The sequence below is a fragment of the Luoshenia tenuis genome, from assembly GCF_014384745.1.
In the GTDB taxonomy this organism is placed as follows: domain Bacteria; phylum Bacillota; class Clostridia; order Christensenellales.
The window spans coordinates 56,267-75,765 of sequence record NZ_JACRSO010000003.1 but is presented as its reverse complement, the minus strand read 5'-3'; the positions used below and the strand labels follow the sequence as shown (position 1 = coordinate 75,765).

The following is a 19,499-nucleotide window of genomic DNA, read 5'->3' as shown; positions in this document are numbered from 1 at the left end:
TTCTACCTGCTTTTATGTCATCCATCAAGCTCCTGTATTCATAAGATGGAGACCTGCATTCCCCCGCTGCCATTCCCCCCGAGGAGAAAATTCCTTGGCAGGATAGGGGGCTTTCGCAATACATTTTGATATATACTGGTTCAGCCGCTAGCAAAAATATTCACTGCAAAATGGTACCGAGAAATACAGGCAGCCACTCTTTGCGTATAACAGACTGTCGCCGACACACTCATCTTCTCGCACCAGTGCGTCTATAAAAAAGCAGGGCATTAGGTGACAGTCACACCAAACGCCCTGCTTTGGAAAATCCCTTTCGTATTTCGCTGTTACAGCGCTTCCTCCAGCGCTACGGCCACGGCAACGGTGGCGCCGACCATGGGGTTGTTGCCCATGCCGATCAGGCCCATCATCTCCACGTGCGCGGGCACAGAGGAGGAGCCGGCGAACTGAGCATCGGAATGCATGCGACCCATGGTATCGGTCATGCCGTAAGAGGCAGGGCCGGCGGCCACGTTATCCGGATGCAGCGTGCGGCCCGTGCCGCCGCCGGAAGCCACGGAGAAGTACTTTTTGCCGTGCTCCACAGCCCACTTCTTATAGGTGCCGGCCACCGGATGCTGGAAGCGGGTGGGGTTGGTGGAGTTACCGGTGATGGAAACATCCACGTTCTCGTGGCGCATAATGGCCACGCCCTCAGAAACATCGTCTGCGCCGTAAGCGCGGACCTTAGCCTTATCGCCATTGGAGTACGGCGTCTCTTTGACGATCTTCAGCTCGCCGGTGGCATAATCGTACTCAGTCTGCACATAGGTAAAGCCGTTGATGCGGGAAATGATATACGCCGCATCCTTGCCAAGGCCGTTGAGGATGACCTGCAAAGGCTCCTTGCGGACTTTATTGGCGGTGCGGGCGATACCGATAGCGCCCTCAGCAGCGGCAAAGGACTCGTGCCCGGCCAGGAAGCAGAAGCACTTGGTCTCCTCCCGCAGCAGCATCGCGCCCAGGTTGCCATGGCCGCGGCCCACTTCGCGCTGGTCCGCAACCGAGCCGGGGATGCAGAAAGCCTGCAGGCCGATACCGATCAGCTCAGCGGCATCCGCCGCGTTTTTATAGCCTTTTTTCAGCGCCACAGCCGCGCCCAGCGTATAGGCCCAAATCGCGTTCTCAAAAGCGATGGGCTGGATGGAGCGGACGATCTTGTCCACATCTACGCCCTTCGCCAGCAGGGCGTCGCGCGCATCCTCCAGCGAGGAATAGCCGTATTCTTTCAGGCAAGCTTCGATCTTGCCGATTCGACGTTCATAACCTTCAAAGGTAGCCATTGATTTTAACCCTCCCTGCTAACAAATTATTGGTTGCGCGGATCGATGGTCTTAACCGCTTCGTCAAAACGGCCGTAGGTGCCTACGCACTTGTCGTAAGCTTCCTGCGCGCCCACGCCTTTGCGGATCATTTCCATCATGCGCCCGAGGTGCACGAACTTGTAGCCGATGACCTCGTTATTGCTATCCAGGCCCAGCTCCAGCACGTACCCTTCGGCCATTTCCAGATAGCGCACGCCCTTTTCAGCGGTGGAGAACATGGTTCCCACCTGAGAGCGCAGGCCCTTGCCCAGATCCTCCAGGCCGGCGCCGATGGGCAGGCCGCCCTCGGAGAACGCCGTCTGCGTACGGCCGTAGACGATCTGCAAGAACAGCTCGCGCATGGCCACGTTGATCGCATCGCAAACCAGGTCGGTATTCAAGGCCTCCAGAATCGTCTTGCCCGGCAGTACCTCGGCAGCCATAGCGGCCGAGTGCGTCATGCCCGAGCAGCCCAGGGTCTCCACCAGGGCCTCCTGGATGATGCCGTCCTTCACGTTCAGCGTCAGCTTGCAGGTACCCTGCTGCGGAGCGCACCAGCCAACGCCGTGCGTCAGGCCGGAGATATCCTTGACGTCATAAGCTTTGACCCATTTTCCCTCTTCAGGAATCGGTGCCGGTCCATGCTTGGGGCCTTTGGCCACACAACACATTTCTTCCACTTCTTTGGAATATTGCATCTAACCTTCCTCCCTTGTCAATGATTATCAGCGATAAGTTCTGATAAAAACCCAAATAATTATACCATAAAACACATAGCGATGGAACAGGTTGCTTTGTTAATTTTATCACAATTTCGTATTTGGCGTTAGGCCGCCGCCTCGACAAAGGGCGGCCGGTTTGCTACAATATTTAAAAAGCCTTCCGCTGGGAAAGGAGCCAGAGCGATGAGCCGTTTAGGAGATCAGATCCATACGCTGCGGGTACAAAAGGGATTGGACCGCAAAAAAATAGCTAAAAAAGCCGGTATTGCCGATAAGTTCTTGCAAGAAGTAGAAGAGGGCCGCCGCATCCCGACCGATGAACAGGCCGCGCGCATCCTGTCTCTCCTGGGGGAAAAGGGCGATCTGTCCGAGGCTTTTACCCCGGTGGCGGAGGAATCCACTCCGCCGGTCCGGCCCGTTGCCAAGCCTAAACCGGCCAAGCCCGCCGCGCAGCGCCCCTCCCTGGCGCAGCCCAACGAGCAGTGGAACCACGCCCTGGCCGGGCTGATGCAGGATGTGCCCGTACTCAACATAAGGGGCGAGCAGGTCGCCAAGCGCACACTGGTGCTGGAAAGGGGCAAGATTCAAGGTTTTGACGCTGGCAGCGTGCTCTACCTCAAAATACCGGACGACAGTCTACGCGCTTTAGGCATCCATGAGGGCGACACGCTCTTTATGGTGCGCGAATCTGCGCCCCGCGTGGGGACGGTCGCCTGGGTTCGTGCGGGTTCGCACAACCTGATCGGCACTGTGGAAAAGATCGCCGGCGGCTATAAAGTGGGGCCGACCGCCCTTGAAAACGGTGCCTTTAAAATGGTGGCCCGGGCCATTTCCGCACAGATCCGTCTGCCATAAAATAGTAAAAAGCCAGGCGTATGATTTCCCCGTACGGGGGCATCATACTTATCGGAAGGCAACGAAGGCCGCAGTTCCTATCAAAAAGCTTGATTAGCCTGTTTTGATAGGAATTTGGATCGTCTCCCTTGCCTTTTGACATAGGGCCGGCGCGCAGAAGCATTTCTGCGCGCCGGTTTTATTTTACCCGGATAAATCTTCTCCTAGCCGCTGTCCAGGTTGACTTTTTCGCCCAACCCGGCGATAATGAATGTTAGCGATTAAATCTTGCAATCCCGCTTCGCGCCGCGCGGCCCCGGCGGGATTGTGCGCGCATATGATATGGCAAGTCGGAGGGAGAAAACATGAATCTAAAATATGCCGACCGGTTACAAAACCTGTCTGGAAATGCGATCCGGGAGATCTTTAAGCTGCTGGCCAGCCCCGAGATCATCTCGCTTGCGGGCGGCAACCCCGCGCCTGAGACCTTCCCCTGCGCGGAAGTGGCCCGCATCACCACAAAGCTGATGGAGGAGCAGGGCTCTTCCGTACTGCAGTATGGCGCGACCGAGGGCTGGATGCCGCTGCGCCAGGAGATCGTGCGCTGGCTGCCCGGCGTGGGCATCCATACGGACGTGGACCACGTGCTGACCACCACCGGTTCCCAGCAGGGGCTGGATCTGGTGTGCAAGGCCATGGTCAATCCGGGTGATATTGTATTGGTAGAAAATCCCACCTTTTTAGGTGCGCTGCACACCATGAAGACCTATCAGGCCCAGTTCCGGCCGGTGGAGACCGATGAGGATGGGCTGATCCCCCAGGCGCTGGAGCAGGCCCTAAAGGACGGCAAGCCCAAGTTCCTGTACATCATCCCCACCTTTCAGAACCCCAGCGGACGCACGCTGACGCTGGAGCGGCGCAAGGCCATCGCCCGCATCGCTGCCGAGCATGAATTGCTGGTGGTGGAGGACGACCCCTACCGCGACCTGCGCTATGCCGGCGAGGCGCTGCCCAGCATCGCTTCTTTCGACGAGGCGGGCTATGTGCTGTACCTGGCTAGCTTCTCCAAGCTGATCTCCCCAGGTCTGCGGGTGGGCGCGGCCATCGGCGCCCCCGAGCTGATGCAAAAGATGACCATCGGCAAGCAGGGTGCGGACGTGCATACCTCCAATCTCTCGCAGGCCATCGTAGCTGAGTTCCTGAAAGAGGGGCTACTTGTCCCCCATATCGCGGAGCTGTGCAACGATTACCGCGTGAAGATGGAGGCCATGCTCTCGGCTATTTCCGAGAATTTCCCCGCACAGGTCAAGGTCACCCATCCGGAGGGCGGGCTGTTCGTCTGGGCTACCCTGCCGCCGTACATCGATACCACGGCGCTGCTGAAGAAAGCGACCGAGCACAACGTGGCCTTTGTCCCCGGCGCGGGCTTCCACTGTGACGGCACGGGAACCAATACCTTCCGCCTGAACTTCTCCATGCCCAGCGTGGCCAACATCAAAAAGGCTATCGCGATTTTGGGCGAGGTCATCAGCGACGTGCTGTAAGGCAGACCGGGCGCACGCCAGGGCAGCAAGACCCGCGTGCGCCCTTATTTTATCGACAAGGAGGGACGATGCCCTATGAATACCGTCACCATCACCCAGGATAATTTTGATTCGCTGGCCCTGGCCCCCGGAAAAACGGTGTTGCTGGACTTCTGGGCTCCCTGGTGCGCCCCCTGCAAGATGCAGGCGCCCGTTTTAGAGGCGCTGGCCCAGGAGCTGCCCGACGTCACCGTCGGCAAGATCAATATTGACGAGCAGCCCGCCTTGGCACAGCGATTTGCTATCCAAAGCATCCCTACCCTGGTCATTCTCAAGGATGGTCAGTTCCACCAGTCGCTGGTAGGCGTCACCGGTAAGGCAGAGCTGCGCGCGGCGCTGGCACTGTAGAGGAGGAGCCGTATGCGCACGATCATCATGTTCCTCTACTTCGCAGCGTACCTCATCTATGCGCTGCCCGCCATGTGGCGCGGCCAGTCCCTGGCCAAACGGGGAGATACCGCAGGGGTGGATCGCATCCTGGATATCCACGTGACCCGTTGGGCCCGCACGCTGTTGCGCCTGGCAGGGACCCGTGTGATCGTAGAAGGGCGGGAAAATCTGCCAAAAGAGGGCGCGGTGCTGTATGTCAGCAATCACCAGGGGGATTTTGATATTCCGGTGCTGCTATCACATTTGGATGGGCCGCACGCCTTTGTGGCAAAAAAAGAGTTGCTTAAGGTTCCGCTGGTCAAGTACTGGATGAGCCTTTTGCAGTGCGTTTTTCTGGATCGGGATCATCCCCGTCAGGCGCTGGCGTCCATTCTCAAGAGCGTAGATACGCTCAAAGGCGGCCATTCGGTCATCATCTTTCCCGAGGGGACGCGCAGCCGCGGCCGCAAGATGGGCGAGTTTAAGTTCGGGGCGATGAAGATCGCCCAGCGCGCCCAAGTTCCCATCATTCCCCTGGCGGTAGATGGTTCCTTCCGCGTGATGGAGCAGCAGGGCATCTGGGTCAAGCCCGCTACAGTGCGGCTGAAAATCCTCCCGCCACTGGATACCGCGGGCCTAACGCGCGAGGACGCCGCAGCCATGAATGATCGCATCTATCAGCTGATCGCCGAAGCGCTACAGGAGAATCATTAAAACAAAAAGCGCATTTGGAGCGGACGGGACACCCCGTCCGTTTTTTTATTTCTATAGCATTCCCTCCCTCATAGCTTTCCATTGACATTCGCTCTAAAGTTGCATATAATGTTGCTATAACGTTTTAGCTTTGCGTAATATGCATTTTTGGGGGGTAAACTGTGGAACTTTTTTGGACCTGCCTGCTGACCATTGCCGTAGCCGTGGCCGGCGGCTTTCTTTTTACCAAGATCAAAGCCCCGGCGCCCTTTATGGTGGGGTCGATGTTCGCCGTGGCGGCGCTCAGCGTCTGCACGGGGCTGGCCTACTTCCCCGACGCGCTGCGCCCCGTCACACAATCGGTAGCCGGTTCTTTTATCGCGCTGAGCATCCAGCCCGAAAACGTCAAGGAGCTTAGAAGCGTCATCAAGCCCTATTTCGTCATGGTCCCGGGGATGCTGATCATCAATATCCTGTTGGGGCTTTCCATGTACTATTTTTGCGGAATGGATATTTCTACAGCCCTTTTCTCCTCCGTGCCCGGCGGCATCATGGATATCTCCCTGATCTGCGCGGATATGGGGGCGAACACCTCGCAGGTCGCCATCATGCAGACGGCCCGGCTGCTCTTTGTCATGCTGCTGTTTCCGCCCATGCTCAAAACGCTGGCCAACCGGACCTTGAAAAAGCAGCAGGCCGAGGGCCAAGCTGCCGCGCAGGATGCGCCTGCATCCCAGCCTGACGCTGTGGCTGAAGATATCCCGGTTGAAAAATACGCGGCCCTTACCCGCCGCCAGCAGGTGCTATATACCTTTATTACGCTGGCCATCGGCGGCGTGGGCGGCTTTATCGGGTATAAACTGGCGATCCCGGCGGGGACGATGACCTTTTCCCTGCTCTTTGCCGCGGCCTTTAACCTGATCACCCGCCGGGCCTATATGCCGGTATTCGTGCGGCAGGCGGCGCAGGTCGGCTCGGGCGCACTGATCGGCGCAGGCCTGACGCTGGCCGATATCCTGGCCATGCGGACCATCATCGTCCCGGCCATTATTTTGATCTTTGGCTATGTTATCATGAATCTGGGATTGGGGTACATCATCTATAAGGCTAAAATGCTGGATCTGACCACCGCGCTTTTTGCCACCACACCCGCAGGGGCCTCAGATATGGCGCTGATCGCCGACGAGTTGGGCGCCAGCGGGCCTAAGGTCTCGGTCCTGCACATTGCGCGGATCATCACCGTCGTGGCCCTTTTCCCCTCCGTCATCGCCTTGGTCATCGGCGCGGTAACCTGATATGGGCGAGATGTGGATGCAGACCCTTCTGCCACTGTATTACGGCTTTATCAGCCTGCTGGGTTTCAGCCTGTGCGGTTATGATAAGATGGCCGCCGTGCGTAACCGCCGCCGCATCCCGGAAAGACGGCTGCTGGCGCTCTGTGCGCTGGGCGCTTGCCTGGGTTTTGGCGCGGGGATGCTGCTTTTCCGCCATAAGATCCGTAAAAAGAGATTTACCCTTTCCATGCCGCTGTTCATTATGCTGCATTTAATACTGGTGTGGATTTTGCTCAAATATTGACCGCGTGTCAGCACCGCCGGGCCTCGTAAACAGGCCGCCGGCGGTGTTTTCTTTTTGGGCGGGGATCCCTTCATTGCAATAGGCGGGGAAATCTTCTATAATATAGTTTGTACCTTATAGAGAGGGGATTTTGCATTTGGCTAAAATCATATCCGTCGCCAACCAAAAAGGCGGCGTGGGCAAGACGACGACCACGGTCAACCTGGCAGCCTGCCTGGCAAAGCAGGGCCAGCGGGTTTTAATTGTAGATATCGACCCGCAGGGCAACGCGACCAGCGGCTTGGGGGTGGACAAACACCAAGAGCGCGCTTCGATCTATGAGGTGCTGGTCGGCGAGGCCGACAGCCCCGACGCCGTGATCCACACGCAAGTCCAAAATCTGGACCTTTTGCCCTCCTCCATCGCCCTTGCGGGCGCCGAGGTGGAAATGGTCTCCATGATGGCGCGGGAATACGTGCTCCAGCGGGCATTGAGCGGCCTTTCTGATCGCTTTGATTTTATTTTAATGGATTGTCCTCCGTCGTTGGGGCTGTTAACCGTGAACGCCCTGGCCGCGTCGGATTGTGTATTGGTGCCCATACAATGCGAATTTTACGCCCTTGAAGGGCTGACGCAGCTGATGAACAGCGTACATCTGGTCCGCAAGCACTTGAATCCGCATCTGGAGTTGCTGGGCGTGGCGCTGACCATGTTCGATACCCGCACCAACCTTTCCAGCCAGGTTTCTGAAGAAGTGCGCCGTTTCTTTGCCGAAAAGGTGTTTGAGACCGTCATTCCCCGCAATATTCGCCTGGCAGAAGCGCCCAGCTATGGTCAGCCGATCCTGCAATACGATGCCCGCTGCCCCGGCGCGGAGGCCTACCTGGCCTTGAGCGACGAGGTGCTTGCCCGGGTAAAAGGAGGAAAGTAAATGAGTGCAAAAAAGAGCGGCGGCCTGGGCCGTGGCCTGGGCGCCCTGATCGCCACGCCGGATAGCGGTCTCCCCGACTGGGCACAGGCCGAGAAGCAGGCCGAAACAGCGCCTGAACAGCCCTCCGCCAGCGGCGGCATACAGGAGATCCCCCTGCGGTTGATCGACCCCAACCCGGATCAGCCGCGGCAGACCTTCGATCCGGAAGCGCTGAAGGTTTTGGCCGCCTCTATTAAGACCCACGGCGTACTGCAACCCATCCTTTTGGCCCCACAGGAGAAAGGGCGCTACCGCATCATTGCCGGCGAACGGCGTTGGCGGGCCGCCAAATCGGCCCGGCTCAAAACCATCCCCGCCCTGGTGCGAGAGGTGGAGCTGCGGGATCAAATGGAACTGGCGTTGGTGGAGAACCTTCAGCGGCAGGACCTGAATCCCATTGAAGAAGCGGTTTCCATCCGGGCTTTGATGGATGAATTCTCCCTTACCCAGGAGGCCGTGGCGGAGCGAATCGGCCGCAGCCGGCCCGCGGTAGCCAACTGCCTGCGACTGCTGGCTTTGCCGGCCCCGATCCAGCAAATGCTCAAGGACGGCCGTCTGAACCCCGGACAGGCCCGGCCGCTGGTGGCGCTGGACGATAGCAAGCTGCAATTAGAGCTGGCGGAGCAGATCGCCGGCAAAGAGCTTTCCGCCCGGCAGGCGGAGCAACTGGTCAAAGCAGCGACCAAGCCGCCAAAGCCGGCGTCCGAAACCAGCATTGCGCAGTCGCAGGACTTGGCCCTTGTGCAGGAGACCATGCGCCGGGCCTTTGGCACACGCATCGAGATCAAAGGCACAACTGACAAGGGAAAGATCCAGTTAGAATATTATTCCCGCGAGGATCTGGAACGCATTTACGAATTAGCCGCTTCGCTGGGGTCTAAAGGCGATAACTAAAAGCGACATTGCTTTCTATAAATAAAGCGGACTGTTTCACGTGAAACAGTCCGCTTTTCTTTGTCTTTTGTTTTCCCCTCTTCACCGGCGCTTTTTTGTGACGCTACCCATTTGGAAGCCCTATTGCACACCCCTTCTTGTTTCACGTGAAACATACACTATCTATCCATTGTGTCCGCCGATCGCCATGATCTTATTGCCCGCACCCGTTGCGAGCTGCTGCGCTTCCTTTTCTCCGCGATTTTTGGGGATACGGATATGTACTTCCCAGAATTCCTCGCTGGCGGATTCTTCATATTGGATATTCGCTCCCACCACACGCATATCCTTAGCCACCCGCCGGAAGGTATTGAGCAGCAGGCGCGAATCCCGCATAGCCCGCTTCACCCGTGGTTTGACGTTTCCCAGGTCTTCACCGCGCTGGCTGCGGTCCGCATAAAGCTTTTGCAGGGTCATCTCCACCAACTCTTCCGCCGCCCGCACCGTCATATCCCGACTGATGAACTGTTCCAGCAGCTTCTCCTGCACCTTTTCGTCGTGGATGCGCAGCAGGGCGCGGGCGTGGCGCTCACTCAGAGTAGACTCGGCCAACCGCCGCCGGATCGCCGGCGAGAGTTTTAACAGGCGCAACTTGTTGGCCACGGCGGATTGCGTTTTGCCCATCCTCCGGGCCAGTTCCTCCTGGGTGAAGCCGTGCTCGTTAATCAGGTTATAATACCCCTCCGCCTCCTCAAAAAAGCTCAAATTCTCGCGCTGCAGGTTTTCCACCAGCGCCACCATGGCCGAATCCTGATCGTTGGCCGGCAGCACGATAGCGTCGATCCTCCGTATGCCCGCCATCCGGCAGGCGCGCAGGCGCCGCTCGCCCGCAATCAACTCGTAATAAGGGCCGCCGAGCTTTCGCACGCTAATAGGCTGAATCAACCCTACCTGCCGGATCGACTCGCATAGGTCCTGCAGCGATTCATCCGGGAACACCTTTCGCGGCTGATAGGGATTGGGCAATATACAGTTTACCGGGATGGAGGTAAGCATGGTGGGCGTAGGATAGCCCCCCTGCGGGTGAGAATTGGATGGGTTTTTTATCGTAAACATAGAGAAACCTCCTGCACTTTGTTATGCAAAAGGTTCTATAATATTTCTCTATTTCCTGCAATTTTAGCTAAATTTGTGGATAAGAATCGTTCTGCATGATTCGACAGTATTTTTACTCCTATTTTCTCTATATTTCTCCTGTTTCCTTTGTATTTCGACAGTTTTCGCAATTACAAAGGCTTGCGTTTTGCCTCCCCCGGGCGGCGGGGGAAGCGCTTTGTAGTGGGTTGTTGTTTGCTGCAGAGGATCAGCCGGTGGGCTTCTCCCCCCGGGACCGGAAGCGGAATGATGCGCTCTACCTTTCCGCCCAGCGCCTGCAGTGCGCGGGCGGAGGACTCTACCTCGCCAGGCGCCTCCCCTTTCAGGCAAAGCGCGCGCCCGCCCACCTTGCAAAGGGGCAGCAGCCATTCTACCAATATGGGCAGCGCCGCCACCGCGCGCGCCGTCACGATATCAAACGCCTCCCGCAACGGGCTATTGAGCGCGGCCACCTCTTCCGCGCGGCCGTGCGCAAACTGAACCCTTTCTATCCCAAGCGCTGTGCAGACTTCTTCTAAAAAATTCAGCCGCTTTTGCAGCGCATCGTTCAGCGTCAGCTGGATATCCGGCCGCATAATTTTAAGCGCGATTCCCGGAAAGCCTGCCCCGCTGCCCACGTCGATCACCCTTGCGCCCTCCGGGATCAGCCCTTCGATCGTTAAGGGCATCACGCTATCTAAAAAGTGCAGGGCGGCGATTCCCTCCGCGTCGACAATACGGGTCAGGTTGATCCGCGCATTCCACTCTAAAAGCAGGCCGGCATAGGTACAAAACTGTTTTTGCTGCCCTGCTGTGAGCGTAAGCCCTCTCTCCCGGGCGAGGATGCTCAGCCGCTGCGCCGCCTGCGCGGCGACTTCCAAATGGTTATTCCCTTCCATTACTTTACCGTTCCTCCTCCAGCCGCCTGCGCCGCTCCAGCTCGATCATCACCACCGAAATATCCGCCGGAGAGACCCCGCTGATCCGGCTGGCCTGCCCCAGCGTGCGCGGGCGCATGCGGTTCAGCTTCTCCCGGGCCTCCAGTCTTAGTCCGACGATCTGCGCGTAATCCAGCTCCTCCGGCAGGGCTAGGCCCTCCAGCCTTTTAAATTCGGCGATCTGCGCCGCTTGGCGCTTGATGTATCCCTCATAGCGCAGCCCGATCTCTACCTGCTGGGCCGCCTCCCGGGAAATCTCCGGCAGCTGCGGGCAAAGTTCCCGCACGTCCGCATATTCCCATTGAGGGCGGCGCAGCAGGGCGTCCGCGCCGATTCCGTTTTGCGGCGGCGCAAGGCCCTCTTTCTCCGCCATGGCCCGCTTTAAAGCCGCATCTGCCGGCAGCGTCACCCGCCCCAGGGCCGCCAGCGCCTTTTCTACCTGCTCGCGCTTGCGCATCATTTGATCGTACCGCGCGTCTTCTACCAATCCCACCTGGCGCCCCAGCGCGGTCAGCCGCAGGTCCGCGTTATCCTGACGAAGATGCAGCCGGTACTCGGCCCGCGAGGTCATCATACGGTAGGGTTCCTTGGTGCCCTTGGTCACCAGATCGTCCACCAATACCCCGGCATAGGCCGTGGCCCGATCCAAAATCAGGGGCGGCTCGCCCTTTACGTATTGGGCCGCGTTGATGCCCGCCAGTATTCCCTGGGCCGCAGCTTCCTCATAGCCGGAGGAGCCGTTGATCTGCCCCGCAAAAAACAGCCCCGGCAGCTTGCGCGCCTGCAGATCCGGCCCCAGCTGGGTTGGATCGATACAATCGTACTCAATGGCATAAGCCGGGCGCATGATCTTGACGTTTTCAAGCCCCGCCATGGAGCGCAGCATCTTGACCTGTACCGCCTCCGGCAGGCTGGTGGACATACCCTGCACATACATCTCCTTGGTGGTCAGTCCCTCCGGTTCGATAAAGACCTGGTGGCGGTCCTTATCCTTAAAGCGCACCACTTTATCCTCGATCGAGGGGCAGTACCGCGGGCCGATCCCCTCCACCAGCCCGGAGTACATGGCCGAAAGGTGCAGATTCTCCAAAATGATCTTATGGGTCTCGGGATTGGTATAGGTCAGGTAGCAGGGCACCTGCTCGCGCTTTATCTCCGGCGTCATAAAGGAAAAGGGCAGGATATGCGCATCCCCCTCCTGCCGGGACATGACGCTGAAGTCTACGCTGTCCCGATGGACCCGGGCGGGCGTGCCGGTCTTTAAGCGCTGCAGCGCAAATCCGTGTTCCAGCAGCGAGGCAGAAAACGCGTTGGCCGGGAACATGCCGTTGGGCCCGCTGGCAAACGCCCGGTCGCCGATCAGTACCCGCCCTTTAAGATAGACACCGGTGGCCAGCACCGCCGCGCGGCAGCCCAGCACCGCGCCCCCGCAGGTCTCGATGCCGGATATCCGTCCTCCGCAGGTCAAAATACGCGCCGCCTCCGCCTGGACGATATCCAGCCCCGGCTGATCCTCCATCACGGCCTTCATCCGCTCGTGATAGCGGCGCTTATCCACCTGCGCCCGCAGCGAGTGTACCGCCGGCCCTTTAGCGGTATTGAGCAGGCGGCTCTGGATCAGCGTAGCGTCCGCGTTCAGGCCCATCTCGCCGCCCAGCGCATCGATCTCCCGCACCAGGTGCCCCTTGGCCGTGCCGCCGATATTGGGGTTGCAGGCCATCATCGCGATGCCGTCCAGGTTCAGCGCCAATACCGCAGTCCTAAATCCCAGCCGCGCACAGGCCAGCGCAGCCTCGCACCCGGCGTGGCCCGCGCCCACCACCACGATATCGTAATCTCCCGCCCTGTAACGCATATTTCCTCCTTTAAGATAACCGGGTTATTTGCCCAGGCAAAACTTCTCAAAGATCCTGTCGATGATCTGCTCATGCAGCGTATGGCCGGTGATCTCGCCCAGCGCCGCAAAGGCGTCCCGCAGATCGATCTCCACAAAATCCGGACTTTGTCCGCTCCGGGCGGAATCCTCCGCCCGCTCCAGCGCCGCAAGCGCCTGCGCCATTGCCGCGGCCTGGCGGGCATTGGTCAGCCGTGCGCCGCCCGCTTCTTCCCAATTGCCGCCGGTCAGCCGGGTAAAAATTCGCTTTTTGACCTCATCTAGGCCATTTCCCGTCAGCGCGCTGATGGCCAGCACCTCCGCCTGGGGCAGCCACTGTTCCAGCAGTGCTATATCAAACTGCCGCTCCAAGTCCTGCTTATTGGCCAGGATCAGCACAGCCTTATCCCGCAAGGCTTGTGCAAGCTGGCGGTCTTCTTCTCCCGCGCGCTGCGAGCCGTCCACCACCCAAAGGGCCAGGTCGCTCTGTTCCAGCTCCGCCCGCGCCCGGGCGATGCCAATGCGCTCCACCGCATCCCCCTGTTGGCGCAGCCCCGCCGTATCCACTAGATGGATGGGAAGCCCGTTTAAGATCAACGTCTCCTCCAGCGTATCCCGCGTGGTGCCCGGAATATCCGTTACGATGGCGCGGTCCGCCTCCAGCAGGGCGTTAAGCAGCGAGCTTTTCCCCGCATTGGGCCGCCCTACAATGGCTACCCGCGCGCCCTCCCGCAGCAGTCGTCCCTGGGAGAACTGCGCCAGCAGCGCGCCGCCCTGTTCCCGCAAAAGGCCGATGCGCGCCGCCACGCTGGAGAGGGTCTCCTCCTCCACATCCTCCTCCGGGTAGTCCAGGGCCACCTCCAGCTGGGCCATCAGGTCCGTCAGGGCGTCCTGCATGGCCTCTATCTCGCCCCTTAACCGGCCGGAGAGCTGGTCTGCCGCCTGGGACAGGGCCCGCTCGCTCTGCGCGCCGATCAAATCCATCACGGCCTCGGCCTGGGAAAGATCCATCCGCCCGTTTAAAAAGGCCCGCTTGGTAAATTCTCCGGGCTGGGCCAGCGCCGCGCCGTTAGACAGGCACCGTTCCAATACCCTGCGCACCGCCATGCTGCCTCCATGGCACTGGATCTCGCACACATCCTCCCCGGTATAGGAGTGCGGCGCGGCGAAATAGACCGCCAGCGCTTCGTCCACCAGTCCTTTCTCATCCGCCACGCGGCCGTAGGTCATACGCCTGGCCACCAAGGGATAGCCGCCCTTTTGCGGCCTAAAGACCTTCTCCAGCACGGCCAGCGCTTCCGGGCCCGAAATGCGCACGATGCCCACGCCGCCCTGTCCCGGCGGCGTAGCCGGCGCCGCGATCGTTCTTGCCATCTTCTCCTCCAAAATTCCTTACTAAAGCTTCCCTATTATAGCACGTCTCTCCCCTTTGCTAAAAGAGAGCGGCAACAAAAAGAGGCGCCGGAAAATCCTTCCGCCACCCCTTTTAAGTACCTATTAACCTAAAATGCGCACTTTTGGTCCAGATAAGCCTCCAGCTCATCCATGGGCATGCGCACCTGCTCCATGGTATCGCGGTCGCGCACGGTCACGCAATTGTCCTGCGCGGTATCAAAGTCCACCGTGATGCAGAACGGCGTTCCCGCCTCGTCCTGGCGGCGGTAGCGCTTGCCGATGGAGCCGGCGTCGTCATAATCCACCGCAAAGCGTTTGGCCAATTTGGCCTGCAGGGCCTGTGCGCTCTCGCCCAGCTTCTTTTGCAGGGGCAGCACCGCCGCCTTAAAGGGCGCAATGGCCGGGTGGAAGTGCATCACCGTGCGCACATCGCCGCCCTCCAGCTGCTCCTCCTCGTAGGCGTTGCTTAAGAAAGCCAGCACCACGCGGTCCAGTCCCAAAGAAGGCTCTACGCAGTAGGGGATATATTTCTCATTGGTCACCGGGTCCTGATACTCAAAGTTCTCCCCGGAGTGCTGGGCATGCTGCTTTAAGTCGAAGTCCGTCCGGTCGGCCACGCCCCACAGCTCGCCCCAGCCAAAGGGGAAGAGGAACTCAAAGTCCGTAGTGGCCTTGCTGTAGTGGCTCAACTCCTCGGGGTCGTGGGCGCGCATGCGCAGGTTCTCCTCTTTAATGCCCAGGGAGAGCAGCCATTTGCGGCAGAAATCCACCCAGTAGTTGAACCACTCCATATCCTCCCCCGGTTTGCAGAAGAACTCCAGCTCCATCTGCTCAAACTCCCGGGTGCGGAAGGTGAAGTTGCCCGGCGTGATCTCGTTGCGGAAGGACTTACCCACCTGGCAGATGCCAAACGGCACCTTTTTGCGGGTGGTGCGCTGTACGTTTTTAAAGTTCACGAAGATGCCCTGCGCAGTCTCCGGGCGCAGGTAGATCTCGTTTTTCGCATCCTCCGTCACGCCTTGAAAGGTCTTAAACATCAAATTAAACTTGCGGATAGGGGTAAAATCCGCCTTGCCGCACTCCGGGCAGACGATGCCCCGCTCGGCAATGAACTGCTCCAGCTGCGCATTATCCCAGCCCTCGATATGCAGCTCCTCGCCCTTTTCGGCCAGATAGTCCTCCACCAGCTTGTCGGCGCGGAAGCGCGCTTTACAGGCTTTGCAATCCATCAGCGGGTCGGAGAAACCGCCCACGTGACCCGAGGCCACCCAGGTCTGCGGATTCATCAAAATCGCCGCGTTCAATCCCACGTTCATCGGCGTTTCGCGCACAAATTTCTGCCACCAGGCGTCCCGCACGTTGTTTTTCAGCTCGCACCCCAGCGGGCCGTAATCCCAGGTGTTGGCCAGGCCGCCGTAGATCTCCGAGCCCGGGAAGATAAAGCCGCGCCCTTTGCACAGCGCCACCAGTTTTTCCATTTGGGATACTGCCTTTGCCATATCCATACTCCTCCTTTATAAAAAGCCATAAAAAAACGCCTTCATCCCCTAAACCAAGGGACGAAAGCTATCCTTCCGCGGTTCCACCCTTTTTGGCGCCTGCTTTATAAGCGCCCTCTTTTCAAACGGGCCGCGCTCCGGAGGCGCCCGTGGCCGCCTGCCCGCCGGGCTTCCACTCACCCCGGCTCGCTAAAAAGCAGTTTAGCGCTTGCCACTTTAACTCCATCGCCGCGCGATATTTCTTCTTCTTATCATAGCGGATTTTGGGTAGTTGTCAAGAGCGCAGCGGAAAAACTTGCATTTTTGTGCCCACATCCTTTATAATAAAACGGCCGGAGATGCCCGGAAGGCACGGGCATAATGGCAAATGAGACGAGTTTGAGAGGAGTTTTTCACATGTCTAAAAAGAAGGTTCCCGGACGCATTTATTTAACTGAAGACCAGCTGCCCAAAGCCTGGTATAATATGCAGGCGGATATGCCCAATCCCGTGGCGCCGCCGCTCAATCCTTCTACGCATAAACCCGCCTCCGGGGCCGATTTTGAAGCGATTTTCCCCAAGGATCTGATCGAGCAAGAGATGACGCTGGAACGGTATATCGACATTCCCGATGAAGTGATGAAGATGTACAAGTTGATGCGGCCCTCCCCGCTGATCCGCGCCTATTGTCTGGAAGAAGCGCTGGGTACCCCTGCGCACATTTATTATAAGTACGAGGGGAATAACGCCTCGGGCAGCCACAAGCTCAACAGCGCGGTACCGCAAGCCTATTATAATAAGATCGCCGGCATCAAAAAGTTGACTACGGAGACCGGCGCCGGCCAGTGGGGTACCGCCCTTTCCATCGCCTGCGGCTTTTACGATATGGCCTGCGAAGTCTATATGGTGCGGGTAAGCTACGATCAAAAACCCTACCGTCGGGTAATTATGGAGACCTACGGCGGCTCGGTCATCCCCAGCCCCAGCCCCTCTACCGAGAGCGGCCGGCGCATCCTGCGCGAGCATCCCGATTCCCGCGGCTCGCTGGCCATCGCCATCGCCGAGGCGGTGGAGGTAGCGGCCGGGCGCAGCGATACCAACTATGCCCTGGGCAGCGTGCTCAACCACGTATTGCTGCACCAGACCATTATCGGCCTTGAGGCGCAAAAGCAGTTTGAGATCGCCGACGAGTATCCCGATATCGTCATCGGCTGCTGTGGCGGCGGTTCCAACCTGGGCGGTATCGCTTTCCCCTTTATGCGGGATAAGATCGTAAACCATCAGGATATCCGCATTATCGGCGTGGAACCTGCGGCCTGCCCCAGCCTGACCAAGGGCAAATTAGCTTACGACTTTGGAGACGCCTCCGGCTTTACGCCGCTGATGAAGATGTATACCCTGGGCCACGACTTCGTGCCCAGTGGCATCCACGCCGGCGGATTGCGGTATCACGGCTGCTCGCCCATCATCAGCAAGCTGCACGAGGACGGGCTGATGGAAGCCACCTCGGTTTCCCAAAGCGAAGTATTCGCCGCGGCCAAGCTGTTCGCCAAGCACGAGGCGCTGCTGCCGGCCCCGGAGAGCTCCCACGCCATCGCCGTGGCTATCCAGGAGGCCTTAAAGTGCAAGGAGACCGGGGAGGAAAAGGTCATCCTCTTTAACTTAAGCGGCAACGGCTATCTGGACCTGGCGGCCTACGATAATTACAATCACGGCAAGATCGTGGATGCAGAATACACCGATGAAATGCTGGCCGAGGGACTCAAAACCGTTCCCGAGCTGTAAGGATATTCGATTGATAAGAAAAAGCACCTTCCATTGGAAGGTGCTTTTTTAACAAGCGCTCCTTTTCTTTCGGGCTTACGCTTACTTCCCGCTTTTAACAGTGCGAAGTATCCCGGTGTCACATATCTTCCCGCTCTTTAAACAGCTGATATGGCTCAATATCCAGAATATCACAAAGCCTAAATAGAATATCCAGCGACGGCGCTTTATGTACATTTTTAGCCTCAATATGGCTGATATGTACTCTCGAAATATTAGCCTTCAGCGCAAGGCCTTCCTGCGTCAAATGCTTTTTCTTTCGGTAATAGGCTATGTTCTCGCCGATGATATTGTAATATCGCGTATAATTTCCCACATATTCTCCCATGCCTTCATGCTAACTGAAAATTAGCAACATATTGCTTGCTATAAGTTAGCAATGATGGTATGATAAGGATGGGGTGTTTACATTGGATTTATACAAAGAAATCCTCATCAACATTTTAGCGCAGCAGGAAATTCACATTACCTTTCCCTCACTTCAGGACGATTTAAATGCTCTGGTCGAAATGCGATGTTTGACCGCCCTGCGGGAGATCCGCAGTGTTCTGGATGATCCTGCGCTTGACGATGAAACCTGTTTTCAAAGAATCGAAAAGATCGTCGCCATCTTTGAAAAACTGGGCAGCGACGGCGGGATGCGCCACGACTTTGGATAGTCGCACTATGCGGCAGCCTCTCCGTGGTATTCAGTCCGCCTAAGCGCCCTACTATCCGCTGTCTGCCAGGCGCATCTTGCGCAGGATGCGTCCCTCCATACGGGAGACCTGCACCTGCGATACGCCCAGGATCAACCCGGTTTCCGCCTGCGTCTTCTCCTCAAAATAGCGCAGAAAGATCAGCTTGCGCTCCCTTGGCTCCAGCTGCTCTAACAATTCCTGCAACCAGATGCGGTCCACCGTATGCTCGCCATCCGCCCGCTCGTCGGCGATGCGGTCGATACGGGCTTGGGACTGTCCATCCTTGCCCAGTTCCTGCTCTTCATCCAGCGAGGCCACTGGGCGCGCCGCGTCCAGCGCCAGGATCACATCGCCCTGATCCATCCCGCTTTCGCTCGCCAGCTCCGCAATGGTGGGGTTGCGCCCCCATTCGCTTGCCAGGCGCTGTTCCAGCAGCCGGAGTTTTTGCGCGTTTTCCTTAAGCCCCCGGCTGACTTTGACCTGCCCATCGTCCCGCAAAAAGCGCTTGATCTCCCCCATGATCAGCGGTACCGCATAGGTGGAAAACTGCACGTCAAAATTCAGGTCAAAACGTTTGATCGCCTTGACCAGGCCCACACAGCCTACCTGATATAGATCCTCGTATTCGGCGCCCCGCCCGATAAAGCGCTTGGCCACGCTGGCTACCAACCTGGCGTGGGCCTCGGCCAGCGCCTCCATGGCCGCGCTGTCGCCCGCGCGTGCCTGGGCGATCCACGCGCGGGTCTGCTTCAGATCGGGCGCCCGTCCCGCACCCATAGCCTACACCTGTACGATGGGGTCACGCGCCTCGAAGCGGCGCAGCATGACGATGCGGGTTCCTTTTCCCGGCAGGGAATGCACCTCTACCTCGTCCATAAAATTCTCCATCACGGTAAAGCCCATGCCGCTGCGCTCCAGTTCGGGTTTAGAGGTATAAAAGGGCATGCGGGCCTGCTCCACATCCGCTATGCCCCGCCCGTCATCTTCGATCTCGATCTTGATGCCGTCCTCAAACAGCAGGGCGCTTAAGTGTATGGTGCCGGGGCCGTTCTCATAACCATGGATGATGGCGTTGGTCACCGCCTCGCTTACCGCGGTCTTCACATCCGCCAGTTCTTCGATCGTAGGGTTGAGTTGGGCTGCAAAGGCTGCCACCACAACCCGGGCGAACGCCTCGTTTTCTGAAAGGCTGGCAAAATCCAGCCGCATTTCATTTTTTATCTGCATAATCCC

General features: G+C 58.3%; 20 protein-coding genes. 10 read left to right on the top strand and 10 right to left on the bottom strand.

Annotated elements, in window-relative coordinates; genetic code table 11:
* Positions 1-326: 326 nt before the first annotated feature.
* Both H8699_RS07725 and H8699_RS07720 read right to left on the bottom strand, forming a co-directional pair.
* Complete coding sequence (locus H8699_RS07725; RefSeq protein WP_138294729.1) at positions 327-1,322, bottom strand: GGGtGRT protein; 996 nt, start codon at positions 1,320-1,322, stop codon at positions 327-329.
* 26 nt (positions 1,323-1,348) lie between these two features.
* The gene (locus tag H8699_RS07720) at positions 1,349-2,041 is read right to left on the bottom strand and encodes an iron-sulfur cluster assembly scaffold protein (protein ID WP_138294730.1); all 693 of its coding nucleotides are present in this window, start codon (positions 2,039-2,041) and stop codon (positions 1,349-1,351) included.
* A gap of 207 nt (positions 2,042-2,248) precedes the next feature.
* Here H8699_RS07720 and H8699_RS07715 point away from each other — a divergent pair, with 207 nt between their 5' ends.
* The 8 genes from H8699_RS07715 (at position 2,249) to H8699_RS07680 (ending at position 8,965) form a co-directional block, all read left to right on the top strand.
* Positions 2,249-2,920 (top strand): helix-turn-helix domain-containing protein, encoded by a 672-nt coding sequence (locus tag H8699_RS07715; protein ID WP_249285175.1) that lies wholly within the window; start codon positions 2,249-2,251, stop codon positions 2,918-2,920.
* Between the two features lie 344 nt (positions 2,921-3,264).
* Complete coding sequence (locus H8699_RS07710; protein WP_249285174.1) at positions 3,265-4,443, top strand: aminotransferase-like domain-containing protein; 1,179 nt, start codon at positions 3,265-3,267, stop codon at positions 4,441-4,443.
* A gap of 75 nt (positions 4,444-4,518) precedes the next feature.
* A complete protein-coding gene (gene trxA / locus H8699_RS07705; protein ID WP_249285173.1) occupies positions 4,519-4,830 on the top strand; it encodes a thioredoxin in 312 nt (103 codons plus the stop codon).
* Positions 4,831-4,842: 12 nt separating this feature from the next.
* A complete protein-coding gene (locus tag H8699_RS07700) occupies positions 4,843-5,565 on the top strand; it encodes a lysophospholipid acyltransferase family protein (RefSeq protein WP_249285172.1) in 723 nt (240 codons plus the stop codon).
* A 161-nt stretch (positions 5,566-5,726) separates the two neighbouring features.
* Positions 5,727-6,839, top strand: a complete 1,113-nt coding sequence (locus H8699_RS07695) for an AbrB family transcriptional regulator (RefSeq protein WP_249285171.1) — start codon at positions 5,727-5,729, stop codon at positions 6,837-6,839.
* Between the two features lie 16 nt (positions 6,840-6,855).
* Complete coding sequence (locus tag H8699_RS07690; protein ID WP_249285170.1) at positions 6,856-7,122, top strand: DUF1294 domain-containing protein; 267 nt, start codon at positions 6,856-6,858, stop codon at positions 7,120-7,122.
* A 136-nt stretch (positions 7,123-7,258) separates the two neighbouring features.
* On the top strand, positions 7,259-8,032 hold the full coding sequence (locus H8699_RS07685; RefSeq protein WP_249285169.1) for a ParA family protein: 774 nt from the start codon (positions 7,259-7,261) through the stop codon (positions 8,030-8,032).
* Positions 8,033-8,965: a ParB/RepB/Spo0J family partition protein gene (locus H8699_RS07680; RefSeq protein WP_249285168.1), complete on the top strand. Its 933-nt coding sequence runs from the start codon at positions 8,033-8,035 to the stop codon at positions 8,963-8,965.
* Positions 8,966-9,127: 162 nt separating this feature from the next.
* Here the strand turns inward: H8699_RS07680 and H8699_RS07675 are convergent, their stop codons facing one another.
* From H8699_RS07675 to H8699_RS07655, 5 genes are all read right to left on the bottom strand, one after another.
* Positions 9,128-10,060, bottom strand: coding sequence for a ParB/RepB/Spo0J family partition protein (locus H8699_RS07675; protein WP_249285167.1), 933 nt, complete (start codon positions 10,058-10,060; stop codon positions 9,128-9,130).
* Between the two features lie 170 nt (positions 10,061-10,230).
* Positions 10,231-10,977 (bottom strand): 16S rRNA (guanine(527)-N(7))-methyltransferase RsmG, encoded by a 747-nt coding sequence (gene rsmG / locus H8699_RS07670; RefSeq protein WP_249285166.1) that lies wholly within the window; start codon positions 10,975-10,977, stop codon positions 10,231-10,233.
* Positions 10,978-10,981: 4 nt separating this feature from the next.
* Positions 10,982-12,871, bottom strand: coding sequence for a tRNA uridine-5-carboxymethylaminomethyl(34) synthesis enzyme MnmG (mnmG, locus tag H8699_RS07665; protein ID WP_249285165.1), 1,890 nt, complete (start codon positions 12,869-12,871; stop codon positions 10,982-10,984).
* Between the two features lie 24 nt (positions 12,872-12,895).
* Positions 12,896-14,263: a tRNA uridine-5-carboxymethylaminomethyl(34) synthesis GTPase MnmE gene (mnmE, locus tag H8699_RS07660; RefSeq protein ID WP_249285164.1), complete on the bottom strand. Its 1,368-nt coding sequence runs from the start codon at positions 14,261-14,263 to the stop codon at positions 12,896-12,898.
* A gap of 128 nt (positions 14,264-14,391) precedes the next feature.
* Positions 14,392-15,783 carry a glycine--tRNA ligase gene (locus H8699_RS07655; RefSeq protein WP_249285163.1) on the bottom strand — a complete coding sequence of 464 codons (1,392 nt, stop codon included), beginning with the start codon at positions 15,781-15,783 and terminating at the stop codon, positions 14,392-14,394.
* Between the two features lie 396 nt (positions 15,784-16,179).
* On the opposite strand from H8699_RS07655, the gene H8699_RS07650 reads away from it, so the two are divergent.
* On the top strand, positions 16,180-17,547 hold the full coding sequence (locus H8699_RS07650; RefSeq protein ID WP_249285162.1) for a TrpB-like pyridoxal phosphate-dependent enzyme: 1,368 nt from the start codon (positions 16,180-16,182) through the stop codon (positions 17,545-17,547).
* A gap of 118 nt (positions 17,548-17,665) precedes the next feature.
* Here the strand turns inward: H8699_RS07650 and H8699_RS07645 are convergent, their stop codons facing one another.
* Positions 17,666-17,902: a helix-turn-helix domain-containing protein gene (locus H8699_RS07645; RefSeq protein ID WP_243125601.1), complete on the bottom strand. Its 237-nt coding sequence runs from the start codon at positions 17,900-17,902 to the stop codon at positions 17,666-17,668.
* 94 nt (positions 17,903-17,996) lie between these two features.
* On the opposite strand from H8699_RS07645, the gene H8699_RS07640 reads away from it, so the two are divergent.
* Entirely contained in the window at positions 17,997-18,245 is a 249-nt protein-coding gene (locus H8699_RS07640; protein ID WP_249285161.1) for a hypothetical protein, read from the top strand.
* 51 nt (positions 18,246-18,296) lie between these two features.
* Here H8699_RS07640 and H8699_RS07635 read toward each other — a convergent pair whose 3' ends face one another.
* Both H8699_RS07635 and spoIIAB read right to left on the bottom strand, forming a co-directional pair.
* Positions 18,297-19,043, bottom strand: coding sequence for a SigB/SigF/SigG family RNA polymerase sigma factor (locus tag H8699_RS07635; RefSeq protein WP_138294747.1), 747 nt, complete (start codon positions 19,041-19,043; stop codon positions 18,297-18,299).
* A 3-nt stretch (positions 19,044-19,046) separates the two neighbouring features.
* A complete protein-coding gene (spoIIAB, locus tag H8699_RS07630; RefSeq protein WP_147517416.1) occupies positions 19,047-19,493 on the bottom strand; it encodes an anti-sigma F factor in 447 nt (148 codons plus the stop codon).
* Positions 19,494-19,499 lie beyond the last annotated feature (6 nt).

Bases quoted from the DNA above. Each gene is read 5' to 3' on its own strand.
- mnmG (WP_249285165.1), bottom strand. From the start codon at position 12,871: ATGCGTTACAGGGCGGGAGATTACGATATCGTGGTGGTGGGCGCGGGC.
- H8699_RS07700 (WP_249285172.1), top strand. From the start codon at position 4,843: ATGCGCACGATCATCATGTTCCTCTACTTCGCAGCGTACCTCATCTAT.
- H8699_RS07715 (WP_249285175.1), top strand. From the start codon at position 2,249: ATGAGCCGTTTAGGAGATCAGATCCATACGCTGCGGGTACAAAAGGGA.
- spoIIAB (WP_147517416.1), bottom strand. From the start codon at position 19,493: ATGCAGATAAAAAATGAAATGCGGCTGGATTTTGCCAGCCTTTCAGAA.
- trxA (WP_249285173.1), top strand. From the start codon at position 4,519: ATGAATACCGTCACCATCACCCAGGATAATTTTGATTCGCTGGCCCTG.
- H8699_RS07690 (WP_249285170.1), top strand. From the start codon at position 6,856: ATGCAGACCCTTCTGCCACTGTATTACGGCTTTATCAGCCTGCTGGGT.
- H8699_RS07675 (WP_249285167.1), bottom strand. From the start codon at position 10,060: ATGTTTACGATAAAAAACCCATCCAATTCTCACCCGCAGGGGGGCTAT.
- H8699_RS07725 (WP_138294729.1), bottom strand. From the start codon at position 1,322: ATGGCTACCTTTGAAGGTTATGAACGTCGAATCGGCAAGATCGAAGCT.
- H8699_RS07650 (WP_249285162.1), top strand. From the start codon at position 16,180: ATGTCTAAAAAGAAGGTTCCCGGACGCATTTATTTAACTGAAGACCAG.
- H8699_RS07720 (WP_138294730.1), bottom strand. From the start codon at position 2,041: ATGCAATATTCCAAAGAAGTGGAAGAAATGTGTTGTGTGGCCAAAGGC.
- mnmE (WP_249285164.1), bottom strand. From the start codon at position 14,263: ATGGCAAGAACGATCGCGGCGCCGGCTACGCCGCCGGGACAGGGCGGC.
- H8699_RS07635 (WP_138294747.1), bottom strand. From the start codon at position 19,043: ATGGGTGCGGGACGGGCGCCCGATCTGAAGCAGACCCGCGCGTGGATC.
- H8699_RS07680 (WP_249285168.1), top strand. From the start codon at position 8,033: ATGAGTGCAAAAAAGAGCGGCGGCCTGGGCCGTGGCCTGGGCGCCCTG.
- H8699_RS07710 (WP_249285174.1), top strand. From the start codon at position 3,265: ATGAATCTAAAATATGCCGACCGGTTACAAAACCTGTCTGGAAATGCG.
- rsmG (WP_249285166.1), bottom strand. From the start codon at position 10,977: ATGGAAGGGAATAACCATTTGGAAGTCGCCGCGCAGGCGGCGCAGCGG.
- H8699_RS07655 (WP_249285163.1), bottom strand. From the start codon at position 15,783: ATGGCAAAGGCAGTATCCCAAATGGAAAAACTGGTGGCGCTGTGCAAA.